Genomic DNA, 20,933 nt, shown 5'->3' with positions numbered 1-20,933 from the left:
CCGTTTCGTCGAACACACGTGTCTTCGGCACCGTATCGATGCTCGCGGACACCTCTGCGCGACCGGCCGAAAGCGGCGCGAGGAATACCGGTCTACTTCGCAGCAGGCCTCACTGCGCGGTGCCCACAACCCCGCGGCTCGACTCGACCTGGCCGCGAACGGCATCCACCGCCGCGATGATCGTCGGGCCGTCCTGCGTCGAGATCGCGTCGGTGAGTGCGTCGAGAGAGGTCTCGAGCCCGGTGAGGGCGGCGGGCCAGGTCTCGGCGACGTTCGCGGGGACGTCGAGCGCCTCGAGCTGTCCCAGGTTGAACGCAAGTTCGCCGCTGTTGCTGAGTAGTCGCCAGAAGCCGTCTTCGTTCACGGTCGTGACGATGTCGTCGAGGTCCTTCTGCATGTCGTCGAGGTGCGACCCGGCCTGAGCGCGGAACGCCACGGTATCCACCACCTCGACCACCACGGGCTGCGGGGTGGGCGTCGGCGTGGCGCTGGGCTCTTCGACGACGGGCTCGGCGCTCGGGGTCGAGATCACCGGGGCGGTGCTCGCCTCGGGCGCGGCATCCGTTCGATTGCCCGATCCGATCGCGGCTCCGACGGATCCGACCACGATGACGCCCGCGGCGATGGCGCCGCCGATGAGCCACTTCTTCGATGACGACGGGCGCGCGGGAGCGAGAGCCGCCGGCTGCGCCTCGAACGCCGGCGCGGGCGGCGGCGCGAAGGTGGCGTTCCCTGTCGTCGGCAGCACCATCGTCTCGGCGGCGGCCGCCGGTGCGGGCGTGACGGCGGGCGCGGTGCTGAGGGTCCACTGCGCTCCGTCCCAATAGCGAACCTGGGTGGGGTCGTCGGGATTCGGGTACCAACCGGCGGGGACGTTGCTCACGGGGACTCCATGCTGCTGGGGTCGAGCGCGGATGGCTCGACGTGGGGGAAGACGGGCGCGCGGATGCCGCGCACCTCATATCCCAGGAGCCGGGTCCTCCGGGATTGATACATCGAACTGTAGCGTTCTGAGGAGATCCGCTTTCGCCGACCGGAAGGCCCCACCCATGCCCCTCACCGCCCCTCAGCTCGACCGCGCGATCGGCGCCGTGCTCGCCTCGGCCGCCGGCGATGCGCTCGGGTCGCAGTACGAGTTCGGTCCGGCGCTCGACGATGCGGTGACGCCCGTGTTCGGCGCCGGGCAGTTCGGGCACGGCGTCGGCGAGTGGACCGATGACACGAGCATGGCCGTGCCGATCCTCGACGTGCTCGCGCGCGGCGATCGGCTGGAGGATGCCGCGTCGCGCGAGGAGATCGTCGGACGCTGGATCGGATGGGCGCAGACCGCGAAAGACGTCGGCGCGCAGACCCGCGCGGTGCTCGCGCGCATCCCGCAGCCGTTCACCGAGGCCGATGTGCTCGCGGCATCCCGCGCCGAGCACGAACGCGCCGGACGCAGCGGAGGCAACGGGGCGCTCATGCGCACGGGTCCGCTCGCGCTCGGATATCTCGACCGGCCCGCCACGGAACTCGCGGCCGTCGCCGAAGCGATCTCGAAGCTCACCCACTGGGAGCAGGACAGCGCCTCGGCCTGCATCCTCTGGTCGGCGGCGATCCGGCACGCGATCCTCACCGGCGAGCTCGACGTGCGGGCTCAGCTGTCATTGCTGCCGGCGGCGGATGCTGCGCGCTGGGGTGGGTTGATTGAGGAGGCGCTGATGCCCGGGGCGCATCCGCGGGACTTCATGCCGCAGAACGGATGGGTCGTGCGCGCGTTCCAGGGGGCGCTAGCCGCGGTTGTTGGGGCGTCTTCGTTGGTCGATGCCTTGGAGCGGGCCGTGCGGGGTGGGGCGGATACGGATACGGTCGCCGCGATCGCCGGGGCTTTGGGCGGGGCGGTGTGGGGTGCGTCGGGGCTGCCTGGGGAGTGGGTGGGGGTGTTGCACGGGTGGCCGGGGTATTCGGCTCGGGATTTGCGGGGGCAGGTGGAGAAGGTCGTGTCGGCCGGCGCACTCTGACACGGTCTCCTGATCGTCGCTAGGGTGATTTCATATGCGCAGGAATGAACCGCGCACCCGACGATTACTCGGCTGGAGTCACCTTGTCGAACGAACCGATTCTCCTCTTTCTGCACGGTGTCGGCACGGGTGACCGTGATGACTTGTGGAAGGCACGCCTATCGGAAACGCTGTCCGGTATCGGCTACCCCTCACTCGACGGCGTCGAGGTGATTGCACCCAAATACGCTCACGCGCTCAAGGACTACGACGACAAACAAGACGTCCCTCCGATCACGATCAAGAGCCCCTCGCGAGATGCAGCACGCAAGAATCGTCGGGACTTCGAGCGGCGGATCGGCGCGGTCGAGTTTCGCCTCGGGCGCCACAACAGCGGGAACGGAACTATCGGCGGAGACGCACTCGTCAATGTCGCAGTGAACTTTCCATTGCTCTTCAGACAAGCGCGCATGTACCTCAACGAACCCAATGTGCGCGCTCACGTTCTGAACAAGATCCTCGAAGCGCTACCAAGTTCCGGTCGCATCGTGATCGTCGCGCACAGTCTTGGTTCAGTGATCGCCGCTGACCTTGTACGCCGGCTCCCCGTCGATATCGAGATCGTTGGGATGGTGACGATCGGAAGCCCCCTTGCGAACGGGAACTTCGAAGTTGATAGGCTCCGCGAGGCGATGTCGGAGCCACCGGCTAACCTCGGCTGGTGGGTCAATTGTTGGAACGCACACGACCCCGTCGCTGCAAGCCGGGGCGCCTCCTCAGTCTTCACTTGGCTAGTAGACCTTCGCGTCACGTCGCTGCCCACAGTTCACGCGCATGATGCGACGTACTACCTCGCGAACGAGACCGTAGCGGAGGCCATCGGGTATGGCATCTTCGGCTCGCGTTCCAAGGAGCTCGCTCGCGCCGAGACGGCCGTCGACGTGCCACTCGACCCCGCGGAGACGTATGCGGTGCTTGCGCTGAGATACGCCGACCTCATCAGCGCCACGCTCGACGGCGATCTCCGTGACCGATACCGCGGCGCAATGCGCCAAGTACAGGCGACGGTGGTCGACAGCATCATCCGGCGGAACGAAGTTGTCCAGCGGTCCACACCCTCGATAGTCGCTCGACTTGCCTTCGATTTTTCAGACCCGGACGCAGAGGTTCCTCCGACCGCACCGAGTTCACATCTTCCCAAGGACGAAGCGGCGGTCCTCCTCGCCGTGCTCGCCTCAGAGAACATCATCCGCCCGTTCGACATAGCCGTACCGAAGGGCAAACGAGAAGCAGCGATGCAAGAGCTGACCGCCGAAATGGGCCTCAGCAGCCGCTTTGGTGAGGATGTCTTCGTGGCGTCGAGAGAAGCGCAAGAAGTCCTATCCGGCCCTCGATCAATGAACTTGGTCAAGATCGGGATACTTGGCGCGGGCGCAACCGCGCTCGTCGTCGCGACCGGAGGTCTCGCCCTCGCGGCGGGTGCCGGCCTCGCAGGCGCGGCGGCAGTGACCAGCGCGCTGGCGGCTTTCGGGCCAGGAGGGATGATCGGCGGCTTACTCACCGCCGGCACTCTCATGACCGCTGGCGGCGGCAGCATCGCATACAGCCTCGCCAGCCTCGGGACCGGCGCCGAAGCATTGGAAGTGTTCGCCGAACGTCAGCTCACCCTCGTCATTCTTCGACAGCGACAGGCTCTCGATCAAGATCACTCGGCATGGCAGAACTTCAGCGAGACTGAGACGCAGGTGAGGCGCGAGTACGAGCGCCTCGACGAGTTCTCCGACGGCTCTTCAGCCTCGCTCAAAGACCTCAAGAAGAAGATCGTGACTCTTGAACGAGCACTCGCGTATCTTCGCGAGAACGGTTTCGAACCGGGGAAGGTCTCGTTCTAGCCGAAGCTACCTCGGCCGAATTGTTTGTCGGCGTCTGTATCGCTCGGATCACCACTCAGGCAGGCTTGACCACCATGAATGACCCGGCGGCAGCCCAACGCGGGCGGACTGTGCGTAGTCGCGGTAGATCGCTGGTAACAGAACCGGGCACTCGCTCTCATCAACATGCAACAGGTCCCAGCGATCTTCGTACGCTGCGAAGACTGGCAACGAGACGCGAGAGCTGCTTACTGGAGCATTCCTCTTGCCAGCAGGAATGCCTTCCGTTGTCAGCCAATCCATATGCGCGATCCACGCCGCGGCGGCGACGTGCGCACGAGGCAGAACGAAGCATCGTGGCCTCAACGACACGTCCTGAGGACTTGCAACCATGACGAAGTACTCGCGCTCATGAGCACTCGGCTGTTGCGACTTGTCTCCGAGGGGCCAGTTTGCTTTGTCCCAACGGCCCGAGCGCGCCGACTTCACCTGGATCTCGACCATGCGTCGAGTATGCCCAGTGTGAACCGCAAGGATGTCTGTGCGTTCGAGTCCATCTCGAGTCAGAGCAGGCGCCCAACCTCGCCGTGCCAGCTCCGAGGCAACGAGGTGCTCGCCGATCGTCTTGGTTTGCTTGGTGTCGCCCACGATCGTTCAGCGCCTGCCGCAGCTCAGTCCTTATAGCGCTGAACGGCTTCGCGGATGCCGTCGGCGAACGAGTAGATCTCGTCGAGATCCTCGATCGGATGCCGCGTCTCCACCTTGCCGTTGTCGAGAAGACCCAGGTACTTCTGCTTGCCGTTGAAGTGGAGACGAGCAATCGGCTTGCGGTTGTTGTCGTCGAGAAGAACGGCAAAGTAGCTCTTGGCGTCGCGGTGGGTGACGCGTTGAGGCTTGACCTCGCCACACGCGATCGCCTTGACGATCTGGTAGCCCTCAAGCTCCTCCAGCGTCGTCTCGATCTCCGTGTCGCGATCGAGGTCGGCCTCGACGACCGGGGCGCTCGTTGCGGGAGGCGCGTCAGTCGTGGGCGTGATTCCGCTGACTCCAAGGGCAGTCTTCAACCGATCGTTGACTCGCTCGTTCAAGAACTGCTGCGCCGCCTTGCCGACAAGCGTGGTGAACTGCTGGCGCACCTTCTGCGTGTACGAGCCCTCATAGACCCGAGTGGCGAAGAACTTGATCCATTCGTCAGTCGGCTCGCGGAACTGCCCGGCGATCTCGCGCTTCAGCGCCCCGATGTACTTCAGCTCCTCCGCAGCGCTAATGATCGAGTCGAGGTCGAAGCTCTCCTTGCTGAGCTTCTGAATCTCGGGAATGAGCGTTTCGTCGATGTCGAGCAGATCGAGCACGAGGAACGGCTTGGCGTCCATGCGGTTCGGAGCGTCGAGATCGGTGTAGAAGTGCCACACCACACCGTTCGTCAGCACGGCGATGCGCGCATTCGTGACAGCGAAGTAGCGGAAGAGCTGGGACGCGTGTTCGATCTTGAGTGAACCCATCGATGGCTTGCACTCGATGAGGATCTGCACTTCGCCATCGCGCATGATGGCGTAGTCGATCTTCTCGCCCTTCTTCGTGCCCACGTCAGCAGTGAACTCAGGGACAACCTCGAGCGGGTCGAAGACGTCGTAGCCGAGGATAGTCGAGATGAAGGGCATGACGAAGGCGTTCTTCGTCGCCTCCTCGGTTCCGATCGCCGTCGCCTGGTTCTTCACCTTGGTCGCCAGCGAATCAAGACGCTCTGAAAACTCCACCGCTACTCCGATCGACATTGAACACACGTTCATGCAGACAGTATCGGAAGTATGCGACTGAATGGGGGAAGCCGAGCGGTGCGGTCTTTGCTGGCGCAGTGGCAAAGACTGCGGAGGGCGCCGGTGATCGCCGGCACGACGCATGAGGTGTTCGACACCAAGAGCATCGCGGCGCAGAACGCAGACGACAACGGGCGTACATCACCTCGCACGTCATCATGGCGTTTATCGCGCGGCGCTTCGAGCCTATAAACCCCACGCCCCAGGGACAGAGCGCCCGTAGCTCCCGATTCCTATAGCTTGGAAGTGGCGCATGGCCGACTGAATCTTACCGAGCTCGGTCGGGCGGAGCTTCGAGTCATCAAGAGTGCTCTTTGTCTCACGGATCATATAGACCCGATCTCCACCCTCTTCCTGTTTGACGATGGCCCAGTCTGGATTGTACGGGCCAACTGGGGTCTCAATCCTGAATTTAGCCGGGAGCTTCATGAACAGCTTGATATCCTCGCGCGAGTCGAGCAGCTCAGCGAATTGACGCTCAACGTTGGAGTCGAAGACGACGTAGTCAAAGTCGGTCTTTCGAGTGTTCTGCACCTTATACATTTGATCGAGAAATCGTTCCTTCTCCTGCTCGCCGTCTTTCTGCAACTCGCGTAACTCGTAGACGGAGCCCGCGATTTTCTCGTACTGGACGCCCTCGACCACGATCTTCGCGAGCTCACTCTTCAAGACGCGTGTAGCCATAGCAATGAAGTCGTTCGGGTTGCCGATGAACTCACCTAGCCGCTTACTTCCAATAAGGATGTCAACGATCGTCTTGCGGGTGAGAGAAGTCGCCCCCTGCAGTTCCGTGATGATGTCGGGAAGCTCGTAACTGCCCTTGAGTTCTGCCGAGCGTGTGCCGAGTTCCTCTCCCGTCGCGCCGCCTCGCAATACCTTGACTCCGGCGCGGGTGACCTGAATACGCAGCGCATCGATGTTTGGCGCTTCACGAATCGCCCGGATGGCATTCTCGACGACTTGTTCGCGGCTAATTCTGACGCGATAAGTCGTCTTCCGACTAATCCTCTCCCAGAAGTCCTCGAACTCCGGGCTCGAGTACAGCTGCTTGTTGAGCACACGCGGCTTACGCTTGCTTACGCGCTTGATATATTGGCCAATGTTGGCGCGCTGAACTAGCTCAATGATCATCGATTCAGCCCACACGATGTCGACTGGGAGGCCGAGATCGAAGCCGAGCTGGTTTGGTTGAAACTTCGAGGTGACCGAACCGTCCTTATCAATGAAGCCCCTGTCCCTGAGATGCTCCCAGACGAGAACGGAGCGTTGGTAACCAAGCTGGTCGTCAGTGAGCAAGCCGTTCTCGTCACTCAGCGGGATCTTTGAAAATTCTGCTCTGCGTACCCGGCCAATCTCAATGCCCGCATCTTTATACTCGCGCTGGAGCGCATCCGCGAACTGAGTGTAGGACTCGTTCGCCACCACGGTCAACGCTGCAATTCCACGGTCAGCCACGCGGATGTAGCCGTCCTCGGTTTTGGCAACGGGGAGACGGAGGCCGCGTCCGATCGTCTGGCGACGCTCAGTCTCCACGCTCATCTCACGCAAGGTGCAGATTTGAAAGACATTCGGGTTATCCCAGCCTTCGCGGAGCGCGGAGTGGCTAAAAATGAACCGCACAGGCTCGTTCTCGTCGAGTAGGCGTTCCTTCTGCTGCATGATCAGTTCGTAGGCGTCGTCATCGGCCTTCGTCATGCCGGACGAGTCTTGGAAGAAAGCGGTCTTGCCGCGCTTCATTTGGGAGAAATAGCCGCGGCGAAGTTCGCTCGGCGCATACGGCAACATTTCTTGATATCGCGCAGACTTAGCGCGCTCCTCGAGGAAGACCTCATCGAACCACTGCACGAAGTTGCCATTAGCATCATCGTTGTTTGCGCCGTCTCCAAGGTAGCCGCTGACCTTATCGACGAAAAAGAGGCTCAGCACTTTGATTCCCTTGACGCGTAGCATTGATTCCTTGCGAAGGTGCTCACGGACAGTCTCGCGAATCATCTCCTTATGTATCGCGTCCCCCGAAGCGCCGATACTCTCGCCCTCGTGGAGGAACCCGTGCGCGGTGAGGTCGATGCGGGCGGGCTCGATGCTCAACTCGTTGATGCGCCAGCCCTCGTATATGGGGTTATTTGTGAGACGCGCATCCGAAAGGTCCTGGTGCTGCTTCACGCTTACGATCCGACGCTCTAGCGCACCATCGGCCTTGCGGCAGGACAGCTCCAGTCGAGCCACCCATGACGGCTCCCGTCGCACCTCGACCAGCTTGATGTATGGCGTCGCGTCCGCACCTTTCTGAGCTACCTCAGCCACAACGATCTGCTTCACTAGACCAAGATCGTGGGCGTCGACCGGATCTAGCCGGTAGGTTGCATTGCGCTGCTTCTTATGGGTTGCGCTATACCGCAGCGTGAACACCGGGTCGAGCTCGCCGACCGCCGACTGCGAAAGTTGCGACTCCATGTTCTGCGGTTCGTCCATGATTACAACCGGATGGGTTGCCTTCAGGAAGTCGATCGGCCGCAGCCCATTCAGCTTGTCGCGGGCCTGATGAATGATGCGTGTGTTCGCATTGCCTCGGATCGAGTCGATCGTCATTATCAGGATCTGGACGTTGGTCGCCGTCGCGAAGCACTGCACTTCCTCGGCGCTCTTGCTGCTGTAAATCGAGGTGTCGAAAGTGATGCCTCGCGGCTTATAGAGCTTCTCGAGGTGCTCGCGCATTAGCCGGATGCTCGCGCTGACGCCCTCACGGATGGCAACACTCGGCACGAGGATCACAAACTTCGTGAACTCATAGCGCGCGGCCAGCTCAAAGATCGTGCGTAGGTATACGTATGTCTTACCCGTTCCGGTCTCCATCTCAACATCGAAGTCGAGCGCATCGCCCGCGAGCGACGGAGCGACCTCAAGACCGTTCCGATCCTGCACGCGCTGCAGGTTAGCGAGGAGCAGATCTCGATCTAGCACAAGTCTGTTCCCTATCGCACCGACTTCCTGCGTGAGATCGATATCGAGCGTGGAATGATCAGGCTGGGCGAGCTCCACCGAACCGCGCAGCGTCGTAACCATCTGATTCGCATGCTTCGGCTGCCCGTCGAACAGATCGACTATCGACGCGATCGCGTCCAACTGGTACGACTGATTAGCATCGAACTGGAATCCCGATCCGTTCATCACGCCGTCCAGACCTCGATACCTTGACTCTTTGCGATCTGAATCAGGTTGGTCTTGAGTTCGTCGTCACCCCGGAACGCGTCTTCGAGCACTACGATCCGCCGCGGCGCCTCTTCAACCAGCGCACGTAGCTGCTCGATAGCCGGCTTAACCCCTTCGTCGAGGTACGCCAGGAGGGCTATACCGCCCTCCTGGTCTCGAACAAGTCGCACATCGAGACCGGCGATCTCAGTCGAAGAGACCGCCTCTGTTAATGAGTAGCCTTGCTTCAGGAGAATCTCGGTCAGTAAATCGTCGATAGTGGCCCCGCCGGCCGCGCCTTTCCGAAGACTGAGGAGGTGACGCTGGAGCGTATCGACTTCGATGTCGCTCGAAATCGACCACTTCGAGAAGTTTGTTTCAGAGAGCTTGTAGGCACGGAAACCGACGTCTAGCTCAGCCTCTCCATCATACCGAAGCTGATTTTTCCACAAGGCTGCAAGGGTTTCCCCCGCTCGAATGATGCGAGTTCGGGACAGGTCCGCAATAGTCGCGTCCCCCGAATTCTGAAGAGGCTCCGGAAGCTGGACTTGCATGTGGCGGCGCCGGCCGCCATCGCGTTGATTCGCCGACATTACAGCATGAGCCGTCGTCGCAGATCCGGAGAAGAAGTCGAGAACGAGCGCATCTTCGTCTGCTCGCGTGAACACTGTCACCAAATATTCGATCAGACCAACCGGCTTCGGATAGGAGAACTCGAGCCCCCAGGAAGAGAGAAGTGAACTGTTCTGTTTAGTCGTGCCCATGTTACGAAGCACCGACAACACATGGCCCTGATTTTGTGCGCGTTGCTTGATCATGTAAATTGCGCCGCTCTCTCTGAGCTCGAACCAGGTGCTGCGCCCATCTGCGTCCTCGATAGGTGAACACCCGTTACGAATGAAGAGATCCAGCAGGTTACGAGAACTCCAGCCGCTTCGCAGCCTCGCGGCGGACGATACCCTGCCGCCGATCACTGAAATCTCGTCGAGCACATGCGGGTAAGCGTTGCGTCGCGTTTGTATCCGCCCCGAGTCAAAGTTGGCGGGAAAACCAACTGGGAGTTCAACTTCCGAAGAAGGATTTGCCGGCCCATTCTTCGTAATCGAATTCTCGATCCGATCGCGATAGAGCTTGCTACCATCGCTCACGTTCGGATCTATCACCACCGGACGAGCGAACTTCTTCGCGTCTCGCGCGTATGCGAGTATGTACTCGTGCACGCCTTTAATCTTGCTCTGTTGATCGACGTTGCCATCGTTCAGCCAAATGAATTGTGAGAGGAAGTTACTCTCTCCGTAGATCTCGTCGCAGACGCGACGGAGTTGCGCCTGCTCCGCGTCATTAATAGAGATCAGGATCACCCCATCTTCCGCGAGGAGATTTCGAGCGAGCTTCAGTCTCGGGTACATCATATTCAACCACGCTGAGTGATAGTGAGGATTGTCCGACGAGTTCCGCGCGGTGGAGCTCTTTAATTTGCCATCTGCGTCAACCTGGCCAGTATAAGCGAGGTAGGCTTGGAGCCCTTCCCTATAATTGTCGGTATAAATGAAGTCTTTTCCGGTGTTATAAGGCGGGTCGATATATATGAGTTTGACTTTGGCATGGTAGTGTCGCTGAAGGATCTTCAGGACTTCCAGATTGTCACCTTCGATGAAGACGTTTCCCGTTGATTCCCAGTTGAGTGAATTGGCGAAATCTGGCCGCAACGTCGCGGCAGTCGGCTCCTGCGCAGCCCGGAGCGCCCGTCGCTTGCCTGGCCATGAGAGCCCAAACCGTTCAACTCCGCTCTCGGTCGCATCACCGAGCAAGTCCTGTAGTCGCTCGATGTCCAGTTGCCCGTCGGTCATCACCTCTGGAACCACATCCGCAAGCCGGGCCCTCAGCTCCTCACGAAGGTCGCTCGTCGATGCGGGTGTTTCGCGAAACTCGTGGGTCACCCATCGAGTATCGCATCGCTCGCACTCGATCGCTCCCTTGGGTGCAGCGCCCCCGTCAACTAGTATTCCGATATGACGGATGAGTCACCCCCATGGAACCCCCAGTCCTACTTCCGAGCATGGGAGCGGACAATCGACAGCTGGGCCAGTCTGGAAGCCGAGCTCGCGCGGGTTCGCGAGATCTCCGGCAACCGCAAACTCGTTTGGCGGGGCGTACATAAGGACTCCTACGGCTTGTTGAGCTCGGCCTACCGGAGACTTCGCGACCAAGACAACGCTGTCCCCACGGAACGCCGCATGGTGGAGTTCGAAACCCGTCTCCTGTCGCAAGCGCGCACCGCGTGGCCCGATCGAGGAGGGAGCGCGCTCGAAGCATTGGCCCACATTCAGCATTACGGTGGCCCAACCCGCTTGATCGACGTCAGCCATTCCGAAATGGTCGCAGCGTTCTTTGCATCGGAGCAGAAGTTTCATGCAACGACTCATCATCCGGTGGCGGACGCCGACGGGCGGCTATTTGCATTCGAGGCGGATAACAAACTGGTGGATCTTGACAGCGTGTGGGGGACACGCGATCTCCCCTGGGTGGCAGGGGAAGCCGCAATTCCAGGCTGGGAGACCGACCTCCCATTTGTGTGGACCCCGCCGAAGGCTCTCAACGAGAGAATAACCGCTCAGCAAGGGGCCTTTCTAGTGGGAGGGGTCCCCTCACTTCCCCATGGACAAAATTCGCGATATCGCATGCCCGGCGCGTGGCAGAAGGGAGATATGAAAACGATGCCCGTCAAGGACGTCAGGGAAGTGACATCTGTCTCGATGTTCCTGAAGAGCCTCAGTCGTCGCACTAACGAAGGGTCCGAGGCTTCCTACACTCTGAGGATCAAGGCTTCAGCGAAGCCCGAGATTCGAGAGAGGCTGTCATCGAAGTTCGGTCTCACACACGGTTCGATTTATCCGGACTTGTTCGGCCTAGCAACATATGGTGCGAACTTCGCTGGAATGCCGTAGACACAAGGTCTTTAGCAGAGCTTGCTGCCCGCGGATCGCCAGCGAATCGGGAAGCGATGAGGCTTCATGCGCGTTCTGCCTCCTGGGCTCCACGACTCCGAGCACCTGCTCGACCAGCCCGTCCCGTGACGGGTTCAGCGCCTTCGTCGGCATCTGTCAACTGACCATCGCGAGCGAGCCGTGAACGACCGCGTCGCGCTGCGGGCGCGCGAGTTGGTCCGTTGGCTGGACCTCCGGCTAACGGTCTTCGGTCCCGATCAGCTCGCCAACATCGCTTCAGTCGTTTCAGTGACGTCCACCTGCCCTCAACCGGCTCGATGCTTCAAACCTCGACGCCTTCATGCAGTGTGCGCGCTAAGACCTAGAGCGCACACTGCGTTCGTATCGGTTGTGCGTTCGTGATGGTATTGATCAGGTAGTTCGTTCTCGGCGCCCCCTCAGATGCTGCCGTTGGTCGCGTGCTGACCGCCGACGTCATGGACCCCGGCGAGTGTAGGCAGAGAGCCCTTAGCTCGAGGCCGAGTGCGTTAGCAGCACAACGGACCCTTCCTATACTACGAGGGCTAGGACCGCCGCAGGCGGAGAGCCAGCGTGATGCCCGCGGCGAGCGCGCCCGCGCCGAGCGCGATCCACAGCAGCATCCACGACCCATCGACCCCGGTCGTCGCGAGCGAGCCATCCGACGCACCAGCCCCGGCACCCGCTCCACCACCGGCAGATCCACCACCCGAGCCAAAATCGCCACCACCGGCCGGATCCACGACCGTCACCGAATCCCACCCGATCACCGCCCCATCCGCGGCGTACAGCGCGAACCGGTGCTCACCGAACGGCACCGACTCCGGCACGGTCAGCTCAACCGAAGACCCGGCCACAACCCCCGACCCAGCCGGCACCGGCGTTGAGAACAGATACCCATAAACCGTCGCCCCCTCGAACCCGGCAGGCAGCGAAACCGAAACCGTAGACCCCGGCGCGAAACGCGACGGGTCGACCGAGATCACGCCTTCCAGCGCATCCGTCAGATCCGACTCCACCGGAGCCCACGGCGACGCACCTTCACCGATCACCACGGACACAGAGACAGCCGCCGCATTCCGCGTCCCGATCGACGGAACGAACGACACCGCGTGCGCGCCAGACCCCGAGATCGGCAACGACAGCGCAACGGTCCACGACCCGTCGGCCGCAACATCCGTAGACCCGACCGAAACCCCGTCAACCACCACATTCACCGAAGACCCGGCAAACCCACGCCCGGAGAACGACGACACGACAGCATCCGACGGCAGCACCGCATCGAAGTCACCAGAAACGGAGAAAACAGAACTAAGATCAGCCCGCTGATACAGGAACTCACGCGAACTCAGCGCGTGGTCCACCACGCGCACCTCGCCCACACACCCGTGCCAGCCGTGCTCGACCTCGGTGTTCCAGGTCGAGGCGCCGATGATCCACGGCATGAAGTCCGCGGCCATCATGCCGCCGACGTTCGACGCGTTGCGCAGCACCGGCACGCCATCGACGTACATGATCGCGGTGTCCGCGCGAGGGTCGTTCACGATCGCGACGTGGTGCCACGACCCCTGCATGATCTCGCCCGACCACAGCGTGTACGAGTTGCGCGAGTCACTGTCTCCCGCCGAGAACTGGTACTCGCGCAGGCTCGAGATGCCGAGCCATGCGGCGCCGGCACCCGGGTCGGACGAGTCGTTGATCCCGATCCACTGGCGTGCGCCGCCACGCGTCAGCGCGGCGCTCCAGCGGTTGGCGGCCTCGGTCCACTCCTCGTCGAGCTGCAGGAACGCCTCGACCGTGTATCCGGAAGACGACGAGAGATCCGCGAACGTCGCCGGCGCCCCGTACTCGGTCGAGATGTACGACATGTTGTCGGGACCACTCGCGTTGCGGTGCACGTCCGCGAAGCACACCGCTCCGCGATCCGAGGAGTAGAACGGCACGTTCGAGTGGGATACCTGCACGTCTTCGAGCTTCTCGGGAGCATCCGTGTTCTCGATCGCGCTGCGATACATCGGGCTGTCGCCGGCCACATCCGGGATCTCAGTGGACGAATCCACCACACCTTCCGCCACCGACCCGAACCGCCAGTGCGCCACCGTGCCGTCGACGGCGACGTAGTCATCCGCCCGACCCGCCGCGGCCCACTGCTCGCCGACGCCGGTGCCGTCCCAGCCCTCCAGGACGATCTCCTTGGCCCGCTCCGACAGGTCGCCCTTCGTCTCCGAACCGGCAACCGGCGAGTATCCGAACCGCGATTCGAAATCGAGAGCCAGAGAGAACGACTGCCACTTCCCATCCAGCACCGGAGTGTCGTTCGCGGTCAGCGACTCCTTGTCCTTCACCGTCACCCACGGCGACACCGACTCGACGTCGATGCGGTCGTTGGTGAGGTCGAACTCGAACAGCGTCATGTATCCGTTGCCGCCGTCGGCCGCCATCTGGTAGTCGGTGAGCACCTGGTACACCGGGTGACCGAAGTCGTTCGTGCGCTCGCGCATCGTGGTGCCGTGGAAGTGCCCGTTGACCGTCATGATGATCTCGTCATTCGAGCGGATCAGCTGGTTCCACAGCTCCTCGCCCCACCACCAGTCCGCCGGCGACGTCTGGTCGAGCGCGATGTTGATCACCGCGTGCGACGACAGGATCACCGGAATACCCGGGTTCGCGTCGAGCACGCGCTGCGCCCACGCGAACGTGTCGGCCGAGGCGTTCCACGCGAGCGCGAGCGACATCCACTCGTGCCCCTCGGCCTCGAAGATGTACGCCGTCGAGAGCCCGTTCTGGAAGCTGTCGACGAACGTCTCACCGCCCTGCGCGGCCATGCGCCCCGCGTCGAACCGCTGCAGGTACTGCCACGAGTTCGCCTCCGACGACCGTGCGTTCATGTCGGCGACGTCGTGGTTGCCGGGAACGACCGAGTACGGCACACCCCCGTCGGTGAGCTTCTGCATGGCCTTGGCCGCGGCATCCCACTCGCCCGTCACCCACTGCTGGTCGACGACGTCGCCGACGTGCACAACGAACGGCACGTTGAGGTCATCCTGGTGCTCAACGATCCAGTCGGTCTGCACCTCGAACGGGTTCGTGTCGTACTTCGGGTAGAACTGCGAGGCGCTGTACCGCGAATAGAACTGCGTATCGGGCAGCACCGGCAGCACGAAGCTCGAGCGCATCTCATCGGCGATGACAGCGGATGCCTGCGCCAGCGCATCCCCGATCGAATCGGTCGAATCGGCCGCAGCCGCCGGAACGACGGGCGCGGCGAGAAGGCCGGCGGTGATGACCGCGGCGGAGAGGGCGCGCCACGGGCGGCGCGAAGTGGGGGAGGTCATGGTCTTCCTCAGGGAGAAGGGAAAGAAGGGAGAGGGGGTCAGCCGACGAGCGCGGGGCCGTAGGCCTCGATCTCGGACAGGCTCATCCAGTTGCTGCTCGCCTTGTTCGTGATGATCACGCGCAGGCCGGTGGCGAGCACGGGGGTGCTCTCGAACTCGAGGCTCAGGTCGGGCGTCTGGTTCACGTACGGCCAGGCGACGGCATCCGTGGGCATGTCGATCCAGCCGCCGATGAGATCGCGGTACTGCACCGTCACCCCGCCGACGTTCTTCAGGCCGTTGAGGTCGAAGACCCCGGCGCCCGTGAGCTGGCGCGGCTGGTCGAAGTAGAAGCTCACCGTGTTCGGGTTGACGCGGTTCGCGGCCCCGCCGCTGCGCCAGTCGTCGAACCCGGTGACCGTGCGATTGCCGTCGGTCAGGCGGAAGTTCGTGCCGTTCATGTGCGTGTAGCCGTAGTGGATGCCGGCGCCGCGCAGGATGTTCACGCTCTCGGCGGGCGCGATCGTGATGACGAGGCGGGCGTCGAAGCCGGTGGCCGCGGTGGCGGGGACCTCGATGGTGCCGGCGGATGCCGTCGCATCGGCGGCGACGGATGCCCAGTCCCACGTGACCTTCGCGCGCACCGTCGTCGTCGAGCCCGAGATCGTGCGCTCGACGTGCGTCGGCGCGTGCATCTGCAGCTCCTTGAGCGTCTGGCCCACGTAGCCCGACATGGTCGCGTCGGCCGCGCCGCCCAGCGAACCGACGAGGTACTCCGCCGTCACGGGCACGGTCTCGCCGAAGTATCCGGTGCCGGTGCCCTCGACGGTCACCGTGCCGTCGGTGTTCCAGACGTCGGATGCCGGCGCGTTCCACGCGATGTTCGCGAGCGGGGCGGTGAGACCCCACGAGTACTTCCCGGTCAGCGCCGTCGGGAACGCGGGCGTCGTGCCCGTGTCGACGCGCTGCTGGTGGGTCTCGACGGTGGCGGTGAGCGGATGCATCCGCCACTTCTGCACGTTCGCGCCGCCGGCGTCGTAGGTCTGCACCTCGCTGCCCGCCGCCGTCGCCCAGTTGTACATGTCGAGGCCGGCGATCGCGCCGTTGCCGTACGCCTGCACGCCGCGCAGGTAGCTGTAGCCGTTGCCGGCGTCGCTCACGGTCCACTGCGCGAGCGGGTTCGCGGCGGCCTCGTCGAGCGTCACGCCGGGGAGCGTGAGGTAGCGGAAGTTCGGGTCGTCGTTCGCGCGGCGGGCGAGCACCTGGCCATCGTCGTTCGCGAGCACGAAGGTGTTGCTCGCGCCCTCGACCGGGTAGGCGAGCACGGCCTGGGCGCTGAGCTCGGCCGGGGTCTTCGCGAACGGGAACACCGCCGCGGCCGCACGCGTGCTGTCGGGCACGGTGGTCTGCGCGTTCGGGTTTCCGATCTCGATCACCTTGCCGGGAGCGCTGAGGCTCTCGATCAGGAACGGGGTCGGCTCACCGAGCAGCGCGGGATCGGGATCGGCCTCGGCGACCGCGATCGAGGGCAGAAGGGCGAGGGAGGTGAGGGCGGCCACGCTCAGGGTCGCGAGGGCACGCCGACGGGCACGACGAGAGAGGGTTCTCATGCGGGGGGTCCTTTCGGAGCGCGCACGAGCAGGGGTCTCGCCGCGCCGACTCCGAACCTAGGGATCGCGGATGCCGGCAGGCGGCGCGGGAGTGAACGAAAAGTTAATGGGGTGAGGCGTTTGGGTGCCCTTCGACAGGCTCAGGGACCCAGTCCCTCGCTCCTGGGTTGCCTCGTTACTGGGTTACCTCGTTACTGGGTTACCTCGTTACTGGGTTGCTGAGCCTGTCGAAGCATCCCTCCCCGCACGGCCCCACACGCCCAACGCATCGATCGCGTCCCCCAGCGCCTCTCCGCGCTCGGTCAGCGCGTACGCGCGGGTGTTGTGCGTCAGCGGCAATCGCCTCAGCACGCCGGCTTCTTCCAACTCGCGCAAGCGGGTCGCGAGCATGTTCGTCGGCGCCCCGAGCTCGCGCTGCAGATCGCCGTAGCGTTGCGGGCCGGCGAGCAGCTGCTCCACGATGAGCAGCGCCCAGCGCGCACCGACGATGTCGAGGGCGGCGGAAAGATCGCTCACGCGGTCTGGTCGGTCGCCGGCTTCATCCAGAACGGCGAGTAGTGGTAGCCATCGGGGTCGTCGAACTGGCGCTGATACATGAAGGGGTAGTCGTCGATGTCACCGACGCGACCGCCCGCGGCTTCGGCGCGCGCGACGAGTTCGTCGACCGCCTCGCGGCTGTCGAGGTCGAACGAGACCGTGACCTTCGACGGGGTGTCGGGGCCGCCGATCAGGTCTTCGGTGCCGCCGACGCTCGCGTACATCTCGCGGCTGCCGAGCATCACGTACTGCTCGGGCGCGATCTGGAAGCACGACACGTTGTGGTCCGACATCTCGGCGTTGAGGGTCCACCCGAGGGCGGTGTAGAAGGCGGTGGCTCGTTCGACGTCAGCCACGGGACAGGTGATGAAGAGGCTCATGCGTTGATACTTGCAAAATGCAAGTGCGGGGTCAAGGGGTGTTCGGCATCCGCTCGCCTGTCCGCCCATCTGCCCGCTCATCCGCACGGACGAATCACATCTGCACGGAGAAACGGGCGGATGCTCCCTGCAGATGTGACATCTCCCTGCAGGTGTTGCGGGGTGGGCCCTTCGACAGGCTCAGGGACCCAGTCTCTCGGGGTATGGCCCTTCGACAGGCTCAGGGACCCACTTCCGACTACTGGGTTGCTGAGCCTGCACTACTGGGTTGCTGAGCTTGTCGAAGCATCCCGCCCCGAGGCGCCGATCCCCCGCAGCAGCACCCGCACCGTCGCCTCGACCCGCTCGTCGCTGAGCGGCCGGCCCAGCAACGCGGCGTAGCTCGCCATCGCGACGAACTGATCCGCGATGACCTCGGCGTCGGCATCCGATCGCACCTCACCGTCGGCGACCGCGAGCGCCAACCGCTCGCGCACCCACTGGCGGATCGGCGCGGCCAGCCGTTCGTTCAACGCGAGCCCGAGCGCGGCATCCGACGCCGTCACGACGATCAGCGCCCGCGCGATCGCGACGCCCTCGGCGTCACCCAGCGACAGACTCATGGCCGAGAACCAGGCCCGCAGATCCGCCCCCAGATCAGAAGTGAACGGCACCGAGACCGCGGCGCCGGGCACCGACCCCTCGAGCAGCGCCTCGCCGAGGATCGCGGCCTTGGACGGCCACCACCGGTAGATGGTCTGCTTCGAGACCTCGGCGGCGTCGGCGAGCCCCTCGATCGTCACCGATTCGTAGGCGCCCGACGACACCGCGGCGCGCATCGCGTCCAGAACGGACCGGCGCGCTTTCTCACTGCGAGGACGGGGCACCATCAGAGGCTACTCGGGCGTACACTGATCCATAAGTAGACGCACCGTTGCGAAACTCGCAGGAACCCGAACAAGGAGCACGACATGGCCCTCACCGCCCACTCCACCATCGGCGAATGGCTCGACGACCCGACCGGCGGCCCACTCATCCGCGGACTCTTCGAGCAGACCGGTGCCGACCCGTCGCTCCTCACCCCCGTGCTCGGCCTGCCGCTGCAGCAGCTCGTCGCGATGAGCCAGGGCGCGATGCCGCAGTCGGTCGTCGACGACCTCGTGCGCGCGGCCAACGGCGGCGTCGTGCCGGTCGAGGAGGCCGAGCCGGTCGTCGAGGCCGGCGCCCGGTTCGCCGGCAAGACCGTGATCGTCACGGGTGCGGCATCCGGCATCGGGCGCGCGACCGCCGAGCGCATCGCCCGCGAAGGCGGTCGCGTGATCGCCAGCGACATCGCCGCCGAGAAGCTCGACGCCCTCAAGGCCGACAACCCGGATGCCGACATCGTCACCGTCGCCGGCGACCTCACGAAGCAGGACGCGATCGACGCCGTCATCGCCGCCGCGGGCGACACGATCGACGGGCTCGCGAACGTCGCCGGCATCAACGACGACTTCTCGCCCGCGGGCGAGACTCCGGATGCCGTGTGGGACCGCGTCATCGCGATCAATCTCACCGCCCCCTTCAAGCTCATGCGTGCGGTGCTGCCGATCATGGAGAAGGCCGGCCGCGGGTCGATCCTCAACGTCTCGAGCGAGGCGGGTCTGCGCGGAAACGCCTCGGGCAACGCCTACACCGCCAGCAAGCACGGCATCATCGGCGTCACGAAGTCGGCGGCGTTCATGTACGGCCCGAAGGGCATTCGCGTGAACTCGGTCGCTCCCGGCGGGGTGGCCACCGGCATCCCGATGCCCGCGCACATGTCGGAGTACGGCTCGGCCCGCCTCTCCCCGTTCCAGCAGGCGATCCCGACCGTGGCGACCGCCGAGCAGCTCGCCGCCTCGATCACCTTCCTGCTGTCGGACGACGGCGTGAACATCAACGGCGCGATCCTCGCCTCCGACGGTGGCTGGTCGGTGCAGTAGGCCTCTCGCCGCGCGCCGGAGTGCACCGATCGGTCAAGAATGTCGGTTCTCGGCCCGGAGAACCGGCATTTGTGACCGATCAGTGCACTAGGCGGCGGCATCCGCCAGCACGCGATCGATCCACGGCTCGCGATCGAGGCCCGCGATCTCGGATGCCGTGAACCACCCGACCTCGACGATCTCCTCGCCGTCGGGCTCGATCTTGTCGACCGCCTCACACGCGTAGGCAGTCGTTACGTAAGCGACCCGATCACCGTTCGGGTAGTCGACGACGAGCGACTCACCCCCGTAGGCACCGACGATCCCGGTGATTCGAATGCCGGCGCCGAGCTCTTCACGCACCTCTCGCGCAACGGCATCCGCGGGTTCCTCGCCGGGTTCGACTCCGCCGCCGATCAGGCTCCATACATCCGATCCGGCGCTGCGCGAGAGCAGGAAGCGCTCGCCGTCACGGATCACAGCGGTGACGCCCGGGAGCATCAGCAGGTCGTGTCCGATGCGGTCGCGCATCGCACGGACGTAGTCGGAGATCACGAGCGCCCGAGTCGCTCCTCCGCAAGCGCCTGGCGGTGCGAGGTCAGCGCCGCGCGCACGGCCGTGTAGATCACGAACCACAGCACGAGCAGCCCGATCAGCACGATCGCGACGTAGATGAGCAGGCCGATGACGAAGGTCGGAGCGAACATGCCCCCACGCTAGGGCCGCGGCCAGAGTGGGGCGGCGTGCCGCACCCGATCGGTGCGAAATGCTGGCTATCGACGCTCAGAACCGTCATTTCCGACCGGTCGGTGGCCACTGCGGCGACGAGACGTCACCCGCACACACGAGAACGCACCGCCCAGGGGTGGTGACGGTGCGCTCTCGATCCTTGCCCGGGCGCGCGGACGCGACCGGAAGCTTCGGATGCCGAGGCTCAGCCCTGCATCGACACCCCGACGCGATCGCGCGGATGCCGCGCGTACGGGTCATCGGCGTCGGCGGGAGGCTCCTCGTCGTGGATGAGGTGCTCGACCTGGCGCGCAGCGGCCGAACCGCGGCCCGCGACGACGGCATCCGCTTCGGTGAGATATCCCGATCCGATCACCCCCGCCTCTCCTTCGATGCGGTTGAACCAGATTCCGTTGCGGTGAAACGTCACTATGTCGCCGGCAGCCATGCCTATCTCTCCTTCGATCTGCCCCCTGTCTACGCGACGACAACGCCCCGCAGAACCCCCTTGCCGGATCCTTCGACGACAGGTAACGGGACAGGAAAAATTCCTGCAATCTGCCGGACACAATGGCGATATATTGCCGACATAGGACTTCCCTAGGTTGCGATCAACCCG

17 protein-coding genes are annotated in these 20,933 nt (G+C 63.7%); 4 read left to right on the top strand and 13 right to left on the bottom strand.

The window, feature by feature from the left end:
• Nucleotides 1-109: 109 nt before the first annotated feature.
• On the bottom strand, nt 110-883 hold the full coding sequence (locus KV396_RS07665; RefSeq protein ID WP_247957415.1) for a DUF2510 domain-containing protein: 774 nt from the start codon (nt 881-883) through the stop codon (nt 110-112).
• Between the two features lie 166 nt (nt 884-1,049).
• On the opposite strand from KV396_RS07665, the gene KV396_RS07660 reads away from it, so the two are divergent.
• Nucleotides 1,050-2,000, top strand: coding sequence for an ADP-ribosylglycohydrolase family protein (locus KV396_RS07660; protein ID WP_247957414.1), 951 nt, complete (start codon nt 1,050-1,052; stop codon nt 1,998-2,000).
• 44 nt (nt 2,001-2,044) lie between these two features.
• A complete protein-coding gene (locus tag KV396_RS07655) occupies nt 2,045-3,871 on the top strand; it encodes an alpha/beta hydrolase family protein (protein WP_247957413.1) in 1,827 nt (608 codons plus the stop codon).
• Nucleotides 3,872-3,919: 48 nt separating this feature from the next.
• Here the strand turns inward: KV396_RS07655 and KV396_RS07650 are convergent, their stop codons facing one another.
• The 4 genes from KV396_RS07650 to KV396_RS07635 form a co-directional block, all read right to left on the bottom strand.
• Nucleotides 3,920-4,354: a hypothetical protein gene (locus tag KV396_RS07650; RefSeq protein WP_247957412.1), complete on the bottom strand. Its 435-nt coding sequence runs from the start codon at nt 4,352-4,354 to the stop codon at nt 3,920-3,922.
• A 167-nt stretch (nt 4,355-4,521) separates the two neighbouring features.
• Entirely contained in the window at nt 4,522-5,607 is a 1,086-nt protein-coding gene (locus KV396_RS07645; RefSeq protein WP_247957569.1) for a type I restriction endonuclease, read from the bottom strand.
• 246 nt (nt 5,608-5,853) lie between these two features.
• Complete coding sequence (locus KV396_RS07640) at nt 5,854-8,835, bottom strand: restriction endonuclease (protein WP_247957411.1); 2,982 nt, start codon at nt 8,833-8,835, stop codon at nt 5,854-5,856.
• A complete protein-coding gene (locus tag KV396_RS07635) occupies nt 8,835-10,796 on the bottom strand; it encodes a site-specific DNA-methyltransferase (protein WP_247957410.1) in 1,962 nt (653 codons plus the stop codon). The genes KV396_RS07640 and KV396_RS07635 overlap by 1 nt, the downstream gene beginning before the upstream one ends.
• 72 nt (nt 10,797-10,868) lie before the next feature.
• Here KV396_RS07635 and KV396_RS07630 point away from each other — a divergent pair, with 72 nt between their 5' ends.
• Nucleotides 10,869-11,804, top strand: a complete 936-nt coding sequence (locus KV396_RS07630) for an FRG domain-containing protein (RefSeq protein WP_247957409.1) — start codon at nt 10,869-10,871, stop codon at nt 11,802-11,804.
• A 563-nt stretch (nt 11,805-12,367) separates the two neighbouring features.
• On the opposite strand, the gene KV396_RS07625 is transcribed toward KV396_RS07630, so the two are convergent.
• The 5 genes from KV396_RS07625 to KV396_RS07605 form a co-directional block, all read right to left on the bottom strand.
• Nucleotides 12,368-15,157, bottom strand: a complete 2,790-nt coding sequence (locus KV396_RS07625) for a LamG-like jellyroll fold domain-containing protein (RefSeq protein ID WP_247957408.1) — start codon at nt 15,155-15,157, stop codon at nt 12,368-12,370.
• 38 nt (nt 15,158-15,195) lie between these two features.
• Nucleotides 15,196-16,746, bottom strand: coding sequence for an Ig-like domain-containing protein (locus KV396_RS07620; RefSeq protein ID WP_247957407.1), 1,551 nt, complete (start codon nt 16,744-16,746; stop codon nt 15,196-15,198).
• Between the two features lie 207 nt (nt 16,747-16,953).
• Nucleotides 16,954-17,262, bottom strand: a complete 309-nt coding sequence (locus KV396_RS07615; protein WP_247957406.1) for a winged helix-turn-helix transcriptional regulator — start codon at nt 17,260-17,262, stop codon at nt 16,954-16,956.
• A complete protein-coding gene (locus tag KV396_RS07610) occupies nt 17,259-17,663 on the bottom strand; it encodes a VOC family protein (RefSeq protein WP_247623829.1) in 405 nt (134 codons plus the stop codon). Before KV396_RS07610 ends, KV396_RS07615 begins: the two co-directional genes overlap by 4 nt.
• 260 nt (nt 17,664-17,923) lie before the next feature.
• A complete protein-coding gene (locus KV396_RS07605; protein WP_247957405.1) occupies nt 17,924-18,529 on the bottom strand; it encodes a TetR/AcrR family transcriptional regulator in 606 nt (201 codons plus the stop codon).
• Nucleotides 18,530-18,613: 84 nt separating this feature from the next.
• On the opposite strand from KV396_RS07605, the gene KV396_RS07600 reads away from it, so the two are divergent.
• The gene (locus tag KV396_RS07600) at nt 18,614-19,606 is read left to right on the top strand and encodes an SDR family NAD(P)-dependent oxidoreductase (protein ID WP_247957404.1); all 993 of its coding nucleotides are present in this window, start codon (nt 18,614-18,616) and stop codon (nt 19,604-19,606) included.
• Between the two features lie 87 nt (nt 19,607-19,693).
• Here the strand turns inward: KV396_RS07600 and KV396_RS07595 are convergent, their stop codons facing one another.
• From KV396_RS07595 to KV396_RS07585, 3 genes are all read right to left on the bottom strand, one after another.
• Nucleotides 19,694-20,140: an NUDIX domain-containing protein gene (locus KV396_RS07595; RefSeq protein WP_247957403.1), complete on the bottom strand. Its 447-nt coding sequence runs from the start codon at nt 20,138-20,140 to the stop codon at nt 19,694-19,696.
• Nucleotides 20,137-20,292 (bottom strand): hypothetical protein, encoded by a 156-nt coding sequence (locus KV396_RS07590; RefSeq protein WP_247623834.1) that lies wholly within the window; start codon nt 20,290-20,292, stop codon nt 20,137-20,139. The genes KV396_RS07595 and KV396_RS07590 overlap by 4 nt, the downstream gene beginning before the upstream one ends.
• Before the next feature lie 227 nt (nt 20,293-20,519).
• Nucleotides 20,520-20,762 (bottom strand): hypothetical protein, encoded by a 243-nt coding sequence (locus KV396_RS07585; RefSeq protein WP_247633243.1) that lies wholly within the window; start codon nt 20,760-20,762, stop codon nt 20,520-20,522.
• Nucleotides 20,763-20,933: the final 171 nt, after the last annotated feature.

It is taken from the genome of Microbacterium galbinum, from assembly GCF_023101185.1.
GTDB lineage: Bacteria > Actinomycetota > Actinomycetes > Actinomycetales > Microbacteriaceae > Microbacterium > Microbacterium galbinum.
Note: the sequence above shows the minus strand (reverse complement) of the source record. Positions and strands in the feature narration are given on the sequence as shown.

Bases quoted from the DNA above. Each gene is read 5' to 3' on its own strand.
- KV396_RS07660 (WP_247957414.1), top strand. From the start codon at position 1,050: ATGCCCCTCACCGCCCCTCAGCTCGACCGCGCGATCGGCGCCGTGCTC.
- KV396_RS07655 (WP_247957413.1), top strand. From the start codon at position 2,045: ATGAACCGCGCACCCGACGATTACTCGGCTGGAGTCACCTTGTCGAAC.
- KV396_RS07650 (WP_247957412.1), bottom strand. From the start codon at position 4,354: ATGGTCGAGATCCAGGTGAAGTCGGCGCGCTCGGGCCGTTGGGACAAA.
- KV396_RS07640 (WP_247957411.1), bottom strand. From the start codon at position 8,835: ATGAACGGATCGGGATTCCAGTTCGATGCTAATCAGTCGTACCAGTTG.
- KV396_RS07630 (WP_247957409.1), top strand. From the start codon at position 10,869: ATGACGGATGAGTCACCCCCATGGAACCCCCAGTCCTACTTCCGAGCA.
- KV396_RS07625 (WP_247957408.1), bottom strand. From the start codon at position 15,157: ATGACCTCCCCCACTTCGCGCCGCCCGTGGCGCGCCCTCTCCGCCGCG.
- KV396_RS07620 (WP_247957407.1), bottom strand. From the start codon at position 16,746: ATGAGAACCCTCTCTCGTCGTGCCCGTCGGCGTGCCCTCGCGACCCTG.
- KV396_RS07610 (WP_247623829.1), bottom strand. From the start codon at position 17,663: ATGAGCCTCTTCATCACCTGTCCCGTGGCTGACGTCGAACGAGCCACC.
- KV396_RS07600 (WP_247957404.1), top strand. From the start codon at position 18,614: ATGGCCCTCACCGCCCACTCCACCATCGGCGAATGGCTCGACGACCCG.
- KV396_RS07590 (WP_247623834.1), bottom strand. From the start codon at position 20,292: ATGTTCGCTCCGACCTTCGTCATCGGCCTGCTCATCTACGTCGCGATC.
- KV396_RS07585 (WP_247633243.1), bottom strand. From the start codon at position 20,762: ATGGCTGCCGGCGACATAGTGACGTTTCACCGCAACGGAATCTGGTTC.